Source organism: Pseudomonas ovata (assembly GCF_003131185.1).
Taxonomy (GTDB): Bacteria; Pseudomonadota; Gammaproteobacteria; order Pseudomonadales; family Pseudomonadaceae; genus Aquipseudomonas; species Aquipseudomonas ovata.
Genome location: NZ_QFFU01000001.1, coordinates 135,236 through 146,035, shown reverse-complemented (window position 1 = coordinate 146,035; position 10,800 = coordinate 135,236). Strand labels below are relative to the sequence as shown.

The following is a 10,800-nucleotide window of genomic DNA, read 5'->3' as shown; positions in this document are numbered from 1 at the left end:
CGGTGACCAGGAGACGCTTCATGCATGACTTGCAGATCGAAGAGATCAAGGCCTCGGATGAAAATGCCGCCATGGTGCTGCTGGTCGACGATCAGGCGATGATCGGTGAGGCGGTGCGTCGCGGGCTGGCCAACGAAGCGATGATCGATTTTCATTTCTGTGCCGATCCGCACCAGGCCATTGCCCAGGCGATCCAGATCAAGCCCACGGTCATCCTGCAGGACCTGGTCATGCCGGGCCTGGACGGCCTGACGCTGGTGCGCGAGTACCGCAACAACCCGTTGACCCGGGACATCCCGATCATCGTGCTGTCGACCAAGGAGGACCCGCTGATCAAGAGCGCCGCCTTTGCCGCCGGTGCCAACGATTACCTGGTCAAGCTGCCGGACAATATCGAACTGGTGGCGCGTATCCGCTATCACTCGCGCTCCTACATGACCCTGTTGCAGCGCGACGAGGCCTACCGGGCCTTGCGCGTCAGCCAGCAGCAGTTGCTCGACACCAACCTGGTGCTGCAACGGCTGATGAACTCCGACGGCCTGACCGGGCTGTCCAACCGTCGCCACTTCGATGAATACCTGGAGCTGGAGTGGCGTCGGGCCTTGCGCGAGCAGAGCCAGTTGTCGCTGATGATGATCGATGTCGACTACTTCAAGGCCTACAACGACAACTTCGGGCATCTGGAAGGCGATGAAGCCTTGCGCCAGGTCGCCAAGGCAATCCGCGCCAACTGCAGTCGTCCCTCGGACCTGCCGGCCCGCTATGGCGGTGAAGAGTTTGCAATGGTGCTGCCCAATACCACCCCTGGTGGTGCGCGGTTGCTGGCCGAAAAACTGCGCCAGAGCGTCGTCGGCATGAGCATCCCGCACATCGCCCCGGACCAGGGCGCGCATCTGACCATCAGCATCGGCGTCGCCACGGTGGTGCCCCAGCCGGGCAGCAACAGCCGGCAACTGATCCTGGATGCCGACAAAGGCTTGTACGCGGCCAAGCACAACGGCCGTAATCAGGTGCAAGTCGGCGGGTAGGGCGCAGGACCGGCCGGGCGGCGATCGCCGCTTCACCGGCAACAGCGCAACGGCGGCCATTAAAAAAAGCCACCCTTACTCCCCGATATCATGATTTTTCACGCCCGCACACCTTCCCTATAGTCCTCGCAAGCCCACTCGGAACACGCAGGTGTTCCCTTGATGCGAGAGACTTCATGGACAACAGCAAATACGCCGCACCGTCTTCGGATGTCGGCATGGGCACCCGGGTCGTCTGGGGCGGCGAGCAGGTCCGTCACCCTTACAACGCCACCCAGGCGCCTATCGTGGTCAGTGCCGCCTATGGCTATGACGACATCGATAACTGGTACGACGTGGCCCTGGGCAAGGAGCCCGGCTTCATCTACAGCCGCATGAGCAATCCCACCGTCGAGGTGCTGGAGCATAAACTTTGCGAACTGGAGCGCGCCGAGTCTGCGGTTGCGTTCAGCACCGGCATGGCGGCCATCAGCGGTGTGTTGCACACCTTCCTGGCCTGCGGGCAGCGTGTGGTGTCGACTCGCGACAGCTACGGCGGCACCAACAAGATTTTCGAGGAATTCCTGCCGCGCATGGGCGTGCAGGTCACCCTGTGCGACACGCTCGACACCGAGCAGCTCGAACGGGAAATAGCCAAGGGCTGCAACGTCCTGTACCTGGAAACCCCCACTAACCCTACGCTCAAGATCGTCGACATTCGCCGGCTGGTCGCAGCGGCAAAACGTGTGGGCGCGCTGGTGGTGGCTGACAACACCTTCGCCACGCCGCTGAACCAGAATCCGCTGGCGCTGGGGGTGGATGTGGTCGTGCACAGCGCTACCAAGTTTCTCTCCGGTCACGGCGATGCCATGGGCGGCGTGGTGTGCGGCGCCGAAGCGCTGATGGCGCAGGTGCGTCATTACCGTGAAATCAATGGTGCCTCGCTGGATGCCTTTTCGGCGTTCCTGATCATTCGCGGCATCAAGACCCTGGCGCTGCGTCTGCGTCAGCAGCAAGCCAGTGCGCAGTTGCTGGCCGAATACCTGTGCACCGAGCCGTTGGTGGAGTCGGTGAACTACCCGGGGTTGCCACAGCATCCAGGCCATGCCATTGCGTGTACGCAAATGAACGGCTTCGGCGCCATCGTCAGCTTCGTGCTCAAGGGCGGCATGCCGACCGTGGCCCGCTTGCTGCCGCAACTGAAGTACGCCCACCGGGCTGGCAACCTCGGAGCGGTCGAGACCATCTACGGCCCGGCGCGCACCACCAGCCATGTCGAGAACACCCCACAAGAGCGCCAGGCCCTGGGCATTTCCGAAGGCCTGGTGCGTGTGTCCGTCGGCATTGAAGAGTCGGCCGACCTGCTGGCTGACCTGCAACAGGCCTTTGCCTTCGTGCGAAGCCAGCCAGGCGCTGCACCCGTTCATCCAGACCCTGCGCACTCATGGGTTGATGCAGGCGCCTGAGGACGGGCAAGGCCCGGGAACGTCATCCCGGGCCGTTCATGAAGCATGAAAACAATAAAATCCAGCGACAGGAAAATTGCACTGCCCAAACGGTTGCAAGGCCTTTGTTCGCGCATTTCATGAGACCACTACCATGTCGACGCACTTGAAAGATCACCAGCCCGACCCCGCCTCACAGTTCCAGAAGCAGATGCAGACCCGCCATATCGTGATGCTGGCCCTGGGCGGCGTCATCGGCACCGGGCTGTTCCTGACCTCCGGGTATACGGTCAATCAGGCCGGGCCACTGGGGGCTGTGATTGCCTACATGATTGGCGCGGTAATGGTCTACCTGGTCATGGTCTGCCTGGGTGAACTGGCTGTGCAGATGCCGGAAACCGGCTCGTTCAGCAGTTACGCCACACGCTACCTGGGCCCGGGCACCGGCTATACCGTGGCCTGGCTCTACTGGCTGACGTGGACGGTGGCGATCGGTTCGGAATTTACCGCTGCTGGCATCCTGATGGTGCGCTGGTTCCCCGATACACCGGTGTGGATCTGGAGTGCGCTGTTTGCCATGACCGTATTCGTCAGCAACGTGGTGTCAGTGCGCCTGTTTGCGGAAACCGAGTTCTGGCTGTCGTTGATCAAGGTGCTGACCGTGATCACCTTCATTCTGATTGGCGGGGCCGCGATCCTGGGGTTGTTTGAGGTGCAGAGCCTGCAAGGGGCCGGGCTTTCCAACTTCACCCGTGAAGGGCTGTTCCCGACCGGCTTCATGCCCATCGTCATGACCCTGCTGGCGGTGTCCTTTGCCTTTTCCGGCACCGAACTGATCGGCATTGCCGCCGGTGAAGCGCAAGACCCGCAAAGCAGCGTGCCCAAGGCCATCCGCACCACCGTGGTCCGCCTGGCGCTGTTCTTTGTCGGCACCATCTTTGTGTTGGCCACCTTGCTGCCCCGCGAACAGGCCGGCCTGGTCGAAAGTCCGTTCGTCATGGTGTTCGAACTGATCGGCATTCCGTACTCGGCCGACATCATGAACTTTGTCATTCTCACGGCGCTGATTTCCGCCGCCAACTCAGGGCTCTATGCCGCCTCGCGCATGCTGTGGACGCTGAGCGACCAGGGCCACATGCCCAAGTGCTACGCCAGGCTCTCGCGGCGCGGCACACCGGTGAACGCCATCATCCTGAGCATGGCCGGTGCTGCAGCGTCCCTGCTCAGCAGTGTGTTTGCCCCCGACACCGTGTACCTGGCGCTGGTGTCCATTTCCGGCCTGGCCGTGGTGGTGGTGTGGATGAGCATCGCCGCCAGCCAGATCGCGTTCCGTCGGCACTATGTCGCCCATGGCGGTCGCGTCGAAGACCTGCACTTTCGCGTGCGCGGCTACCCGTGGGTGCCCATAGCGGCCTTGTTGAGCTGCACGCTGGCGTGCGTGGGCATCGCCTTCGACCCGGAGCAGCGCGTGGCCCTGTACTTCGGCCTGCCCTTTATTGCCTGGTGCTATTTCATCTACTGGATCACCCGCAACAAGCGGGCCGAGCGCCTGGCGCTGGAAGCCGCCGTGCATTCCTCTGGTACGCCATGAAGGTCTCGGGCAATGATTGCGCCCTAATAAAGCACTGATGAGGTCGCGCCGATGAGCCAGAAGTCACTCCCTCCCTTGAACTGGCTGAGGGCCTTTGAAGTGTCGGCGCGTTACCTGAACTTCACCCACGCCGCCGATGAACTGCACCTGACCCAGGGCGCGGTGAGCCAGCAGATCCGTCAGCTGGAAAGCCACTTGGGCGTGGCGTTGTTCAAGCGCCTGCCGCGTGGCCTGGGCCTGACCGAGGAAGGGCAGTCGTACCTGCCGGTGGTGCAGGATGCGATCAGCCGCCTGGCGGTGGGCACCAACGAGATTTTCGGCCAGCACCATCGCCGGCATCTGAAAGTGCGCGGCAGCTTGTCTTTTCTGCACTACTGGCTGGCGCCGCGGCTGGCCGATTTCTGCCGGGAATACCCGCAGATCGATATTCGCTACATCAGCAACCTCTGGGTCAAGGAACCGGACGGCGAAGATGACCTGGAGATTCGCTGGGGCTGCGGCCGCTGGCCTGGGCTGCATGCCCAGCGCCTGACCTGGGACCTCCTGCAACCGGTGTGCTCGCCGGCCCTCATGCTGCGCTCGCCCATCCATGAACCGCGCGACCTGATGCACCATTCCCTGCTGCATGTGCTGGGGTACGAGGAAGGCTGGGGGTACTGGTTGCGGCGGGTGGGCGCCCATGACGTCGACGCTTCCCGGGGTCTGCAGTTCGACACGTTGATTTCCACGATCCGCATGGCCGAACTGGGGCAGGGCGTGGCGCTGGCACGCTCTTCTGTGGTCGAAGATCAGTTGCGAAGCGGGCAATTGGTGGCGCCCTTCAAGCACCGTATCGAGGCCAGCGAATCCTTTTACCTGGTGCATGAACAGGCCGAGACGCTGTCGCCTGATGCCGCCAGTTTTTCGACCTGGCTGGTGGCTCAAGCCCATCGCCTTCAGTGAGGAGTTTGCATGGAGTATGTAAGTACACGCGGCGGTGACCTGCGCGCGGATTTTCGCCGCGTGGTGCTGTCGGGACTGGCCGAGAACGGTGGCCTGTATGTGCCGGCCCGCTTGCCGCTGTTCACCGAGAAGCAGATCGCCAGTTGGTCATGGCTGCCGTTCGATGAACTGGTGTGGCGTGTGATCTCGCCCTTTGTCGGCACCACCATGGATGAAGGCACCCTGCGGGCCTTGCTCAGCGACAGCTACCGGGCCTTCAGGCACCGGGCGATCACGCCGCTTGAGCAGATCGGCCATAACGAATGGATCCTGCAGCTGTTCCACGGCCCGACCGGTTCTTCCAAGGACTTCGCCGCCCAGTTGCAGGCGCGCCTGGTCGGGCATTTTCTGCAGGAACTCGACAAGGACGCCTGGGTGATCGGCGCCACCAACGGTGATACGGGCCTGGCGGCGCTGCAAGCCTTTGCCGATTGTCCGGCGGTGCGCATGGCGATCCTGTACCCGCGCGACGGGCTGGCACCCGGACAGCTCGCCGCCTTGCAGGCCGCCGACCCGCAGCGGGTCAAGCTGTTGGCCGTCGAAGGCAACTTCGATGACTGCCAGACCCTGGTGGCGCGGCTGTTGCGTGAGTGGCCCGCGGACGCGCCGGTGCCGGTGTGTTTCAACTCCACCAACTGGATCGGCGTGCTGGCGCAGATCGTTTTCTATTTCTATGCCGCCCTGCAACTGGGCGGCGGCTCGCGGCCGGTCGGGTTCAGCATTCCGGCGGCCAGTTCGGCCGAGATCTACGCCGGCTACATCGCGCAGAAAATGGGTTTGCCGATCAACCAGGTGATCATTTCCACCAACCGCAACGATGCGCTGCATCAGTTCTTTCATTGCAACCGCTACTCGACCCGGCGCACCGACCGCACGGTGTCGCCGGCGATGGACTTCTCGTTGTTCTGCAACCTGGAACGCTTTATCTGGGAGGTGTACGAGCACGATGGCGCTGCTACCCGGGCGCTGATGGAGCAGTTTGAACGCCACGGCGAAATGAGCATCGGCAACCCGCAATGGTTGCGCGGGCGCCTGCTGTTCGACTCCTATGCAGTGGACGAAGCCCAGGTGCGCGACGAAGTGGTCGCGCTGTTCCGCGAGACCGGCTCGGCCATCGACCCGCACACCGCAGTCGGCGTGCTGGCCGGCCGCTTGCATCGGCGTAGCCTGGGCGCACCGATGGTCACCTTTGGGCAGATTGCGCCAGGCAAGTCGGCCGCCTTGCTGGCCGAGCTGGGTGTCTGGTCGGCCAGTGTGCCGCCGACACCAACGGTGAGCGCACAACCGCCGTACCTGGCCAAGGGCGATCTGCAAGGCCTGTTGCAGGCCCTGCAACTGACACCGTCGAGGCTGGCATGAAGCGCATCCTCGATCCGCTGGATGAGCGCATCCTGGCCGAACTGACCGCCAATGCACGCATCGCCCATATCGAACTGGGCGCCAAGGTCAACCTGTCGCGCAACGCGGTGCGCCAGCGCATCGAACGCCTTGAGCGCGACGGGGCGATTCAGGGCTACACGGTGCGGCTCGGGGAGTCGCGCCGGCCGGCCTCGCTCATCAGCGCCGTGATCTTCGTCTACCGCTATGACCGCATGCGCGGCGAGGCCGTGCTGGCGGCGTTGCGAGGATTGCCGGAGGTGGTGCAGTGTGAAGTGCTCAGCGGCGAATTCGACCTGATGCTGCGCGTCAACGCCGCCACGCCCGAGCGCGTGCACCAGGTGTGGAAGGACATCGCCGCCATGCCGGGGGTGGAAAACACGGTCACCTCGTTCGTGTTGTCGGCGGTGTTCTGACCCGGCTGTGAGCGGTGCGGGCATGGGCAAAACGCTCAATGAATACAGCAAACTGGCCTATTCAACTGCCAGTGCCCGGCTCTTAGGATGGTCCTGTCGAACAACAACATCCCTGAGAGAGACGCCTTCATGACTGAGTACAAGATAGCCCTGGTAGGATTCGGTGGCGTGAACCGTGGCTTCGCCCAACTGGTGGCCGAGCGCAATGCCCAGTGGCAGGCGTCCCTGGGCTTCACGATCAGGATTGTCGGGGTCACCGACCTGTTCCTGGGCTCTATCGTGGCCCGCGAAGGGCTGGATGCCGCGCAACTGGTGGCACTGCCGAGCGAGAAGGGCGCATTCGCCCGGTTGCCGGGCGGCCATGCCGAGGCGTTCAACGAAAACGTGATCAAGCACTCCGGTGCCGATCTCATTGCCGAGGCGACGTTCACCAACCCTATCGATGGCGAGCCGGCCACCACCTTCTGCCGCTGGGCGCTGGAAAGCGGCATCCATGTGGTGACCACCAACAAGGGCCCCGTGGCCTTGCACGCGGCCGAGCTCAAGGCCCTGGCCCGTCGCAACAACGTAGCTTTCGAATACGAAGGCGCGGTCATGAGCGGCACGCCGGTGCTGCGCCTGGCCCGCCAGGCCCTGGCTGGCGCTAACGTGCAAGGCTTCGAAGGCATCCTCAACGGCACCTCCAACTATGTGCTCAGCCAGATGAAAAACGGCCTGGCCTTCGCTGATGCCGTGGCCCAGGCACAACAGCTTGGCTACGCCGAAGCGGACCCGACCGCCGATGTCGAAGGTTTCGATGTACGCCTCAAGGTGGTCATCCTCGCCAACGAGCTGCTTGATGCGCGTTTGCAGCTCAGCGATGTGGCCTGTTCGGGCATCAGCGCCATCAGCGCCCAGGACATTGCCGATGCCAGCGCCAACAACGCCAGCTGGAAACTGATCGGCGCGGCCGAGCGCCAGGCCGATGGCTCGGTGCAGGCCCAAGTGCAGGCGCGCCTGCTGCCCAATACACACCCGCTGGCGGGCATCGGCGGGGCGATCAATGCGGTGACCTTCACCACCGAGCTGCTGGGCGCGGTCACCGTATCCGGGCCTGGCGCTGGACGTATCGAGACCGCCTTCGCCCTGCTGTCGGACATCGTTGCCATCCACGCCGCCCGCGGCCATTGATCAGGAGTGCCTCATGAGCGTATCCAGCCTGGCCAGCATCATGCTGCCTGAACCTGCCCAGATCGATGTTCTGAGCCCTTTCGATGGGCGTCTGATCGGACGCGTGCCGTGCCTCGATGCTACGGCCGTGCCCGGCTTGCTGGCGCGTGCGCGCATCGGCGTGCGCGACAGCGCCGCTCTGCCGCGCCACCGTCGGGCGCGCATTCTCGAAGACGCCGCCCACGCCATTGAACGAGACGCCGAAGCCTTTGCCCGGCTGATCGTGGCCGAGGCGGGCAAGACCCTGCGCCAGGCCGAAAAAGAAGTGAAGCGCTGCGTCAACACCCTCAAGCTTTCGGCCGAGGAAGCGCGGCGCAACGCCGGGGAAGTGATTCCGTTCGGCGCCTATGAAGGCTCCGAATCGCGCCAGGGCTGGTTCACCCGTGAGCCGCTGGGTCTGATCGTGGCGATCACGCCGTACAACGACCCTCTCAACCTGGTCGCGCACAAACTGGGCCCGGCCATCGCCGGTGGCAATGCCGTGATCCTCAAACCCTCGGAGCTGGCGCCGCTCTCGGCCCTCAAGCTGGTGGAGTACCTGATCCAGGCCGGCCTGCCCGATTCGGTGGTGACCGTGGCCACCGGCGGCGTCGACCTGGGCAAGGCCCTGGTAGAAGTACGCGAGGTACGGATGATTTCCTTCACCGGCGGCTTTGCCACCGGCGAGGCCATTGCCCGCAGCGCCGGCCTGAAGAAACTGGCCATGGACCTGGGCGGCAATGCCCCGGTGCTGGTGCTGGAAGATTGCGATCTGGAGGCGACCGTAGAATCGTGCGTGTCCGGCGCCTTCTGGGCGGCCGGGCAAAACTGCATCGGCACCCAGCGCATCCTGGTGCACCGCTCGATCTACGCCGACTTCCGTGAGCGCTTTGTCCACCAGACCCGCGCCCTGGTCACCGGCGACCCCGCCCTGCGCAGCACGGATGTCGGCCCGATGATCAGCGAACAGGCCGCGCATCGCACCGAGCAACGGGTCAGCAGCGCCCTGGCCGAAGGCGCCGTGCTTTTGTGCGGGCACCAGCGCCAGGCCGGCAGCTACGCGCCGACCGTGCTGGAGCAGGTCAGCCACAGCAGCGCCCTCTGGCAGCAGGAAGTCTTTGCCCCGGTGGTGATCCTGGAACCGTTCGAACACCTGGACGACGCCGTGGCCCTGGCCAACGCCCCCGAATACAGCCTGCACGCCGGCCTGTTCACCCGCGACCTGGGCAAGGCGCTGAAACTGGCCCGACAGATCGAAGCCGGCGGCGTGATGATCAACGACTCGTCCGACTACCGCTTCGACGCCATGCCCTTCGGCGGCTTCAAGTACGGCAGCCTGGGGCGCGAGGGGGTGCGGTTTGCGTATGAAGACATGACGCAGCCGAAGGTGGTGTGTATCAATGGGGTGGAGTGAGGGGGCGGAGCGCAGGACCCTCGTGTAATGACGGCGCACCACCCCATCCGAAGAGGCTGCTTTCCCGACAGCCTCTGGGGTATACTCGCCGGCTTTGTAATTTTCGCCTGCGAGTGCTGACGACCATGGAAATCAATCCGATCATAAACAGCATCAAGGACCTCTCCGAGCGTTCCCAAACCATTCGGGGGTATCTTTGACTACGATCACAAACATGATCGTCTGACCGAAGTGACCCGCGAGCTCGAAGACCCCGCTGTCTGGAACAAACCCGAATACGCCCAGAACCTGGGCCGCGAACGCGCCCAGCTGGCGCTGATCGTCGACACCCTCGACGAACTGGCCAGCGGCCTGGCCGATGCCCGCGACCTGCTGGACATGGCCGCCGAGGAAGAAGACGAAGGCGCTGTGGCCGATGTGTCGGCCGAGGTCGAGCGCTTGCGCGAGGCGCTCGAAAAGCTCGAGTTCCGCCGCATGTTCAGTGGCGAGATGGACCCCAACAACGCCTACCTCGACATCCAGGCCGGCTCCGGCGGTACCGAGGCTCAGGACTGGGCCAACATCCTGTTGCGCATGTACCTGCGCTGGGCTGACAAACGCGGTTTCGAAGCGACCATCATGGAGCTGTCGGCCGGTGAAGTCGCCGGCATCAAGGGTGCGACCGTGCACATCAAGGGCGAATATGCCTTTGGCTGGCTGCGCACCGAGATCGGCGTGCACCGTCTGGTGCGCAAAAGTCCGTTCGATTCCGGCAACCGTCGCCACACCTCGTTCTCGGCCGTGTTCGTCTCGCCCGAAATCGATGACAACATCGAAATCGAGATCAACCCGTCCGACCTGCGCATCGACACCTACCGCTCCTCCGGTGCCGGTGGCCAGCACGTCAACACCACTGACTCGGCGGTGCGCATCACGCACGTGCCGACCAACACCGTGGTCAGTTGCCAGAACGAGCGCTCCCAGCACGCCAACAAGGACACCGCCATGAAAATGCTGCGGGCCCGGTTGTACGAGCAGGAAATCCAGAAGCGCAACGCCGCCTCCCAGGCGCTGGAAGACACCAAGTCCGACATCGGCTGGGGTCACCAGATTCGCTCCTATGTCCTGGATGCCTCGCGCATCAAGGACCTGCGCACCAGTATCGAGCGCAGCGACTGCGACAAGGTGCTCGACGGCGACCTGGACGAGTATCTGGTCGCCAGCCTCAAACAAGGCCTGTGAGGGCACCTCTAAAAACTACCTGCGTTGTCATCGCTGCGTTAAAAACAGGCTAAAAATGCTCATTTACAATCTGTAAAGTCGAACGCGACTCCGACCGTTTTTCGCCTGTTTTTGCCTTGCGCTGACTGCCTCGGCAACGTTTTTAGAGGCACCCTAGGGC

Annotated in this window: 9 protein-coding genes; all 9 read left to right on the top strand. The window is 63.5% G+C overall.

The window, feature by feature from the left end:
• Positions 1-20 precede the first annotated feature (20 nt).
• The 9 genes from DGA31_RS00690 to prfB all read left to right on the top strand — a co-directional run bounded on the left by DGA31_RS00690 (position 21) and on the right by prfB (position 10,640).
• Positions 21-1,028, top strand: coding sequence for a response regulator (locus DGA31_RS00690; RefSeq protein ID WP_056834822.1), 1,008 nt, complete (start codon positions 21-23; stop codon positions 1,026-1,028).
• Positions 1,029-1,204: 176 nt separating this feature from the next.
• Positions 1,205-2,473 (top strand): cystathionine gamma-synthase family protein, encoded by a 1,269-nt coding sequence (locus tag DGA31_RS00685; RefSeq protein WP_109511217.1) that lies wholly within the window; start codon positions 1,205-1,207, stop codon positions 2,471-2,473.
• Between the two features lie 133 nt (positions 2,474-2,606).
• On the top strand, positions 2,607-4,043 hold the full coding sequence (locus DGA31_RS00680; protein ID WP_109511216.1) for an amino acid permease: 1,437 nt from the start codon (positions 2,607-2,609) through the stop codon (positions 4,041-4,043).
• Between the two features lie 51 nt (positions 4,044-4,094).
• Positions 4,095-4,985, top strand: a complete 891-nt coding sequence (locus DGA31_RS00675) for a LysR substrate-binding domain-containing protein (RefSeq protein ID WP_109511215.1) — start codon at positions 4,095-4,097, stop codon at positions 4,983-4,985.
• Between the two features lie 9 nt (positions 4,986-4,994).
• A complete protein-coding gene (gene thrC, locus DGA31_RS00670; protein WP_109511214.1) occupies positions 4,995-6,383 on the top strand; it encodes a threonine synthase in 1,389 nt (462 codons plus the stop codon).
• A complete protein-coding gene (locus tag DGA31_RS00665) occupies positions 6,380-6,817 on the top strand; it encodes an Lrp/AsnC family transcriptional regulator (protein ID WP_056834830.1) in 438 nt (145 codons plus the stop codon). The genes thrC and DGA31_RS00665 overlap by 4 nt, the downstream gene beginning before the upstream one ends.
• 129 nt (positions 6,818-6,946) lie before the next feature.
• Positions 6,947-7,987: a homoserine dehydrogenase gene (locus DGA31_RS00660; RefSeq protein WP_109511494.1), complete on the top strand. Its 1,041-nt coding sequence runs from the start codon at positions 6,947-6,949 to the stop codon at positions 7,985-7,987.
• 13 nt (positions 7,988-8,000) lie between these two features.
• The gene (locus DGA31_RS00655; protein ID WP_109511213.1) at positions 8,001-9,419 is read left to right on the top strand and encodes an aldehyde dehydrogenase family protein; all 1,419 of its coding nucleotides are present in this window, start codon (positions 8,001-8,003) and stop codon (positions 9,417-9,419) included.
• A gap of 125 nt (positions 9,420-9,544) precedes the next feature.
• Positions 9,545-10,640, top strand: a protein-coding gene (prfB, locus tag DGA31_RS00650) for a peptide chain release factor 2 (protein WP_109511212.1) whose coding sequence is annotated in 2 segments (ribosomal slippage) — positions 9,545-9,616 and positions 9,618-10,640 — 1,095 coding nt in all. Because the reading frame shifts where the segments join, the coding sequence is not laid out codon by codon here.
• The last annotated feature ends 160 nt before the right edge of the window (positions 10,641-10,800 follow it).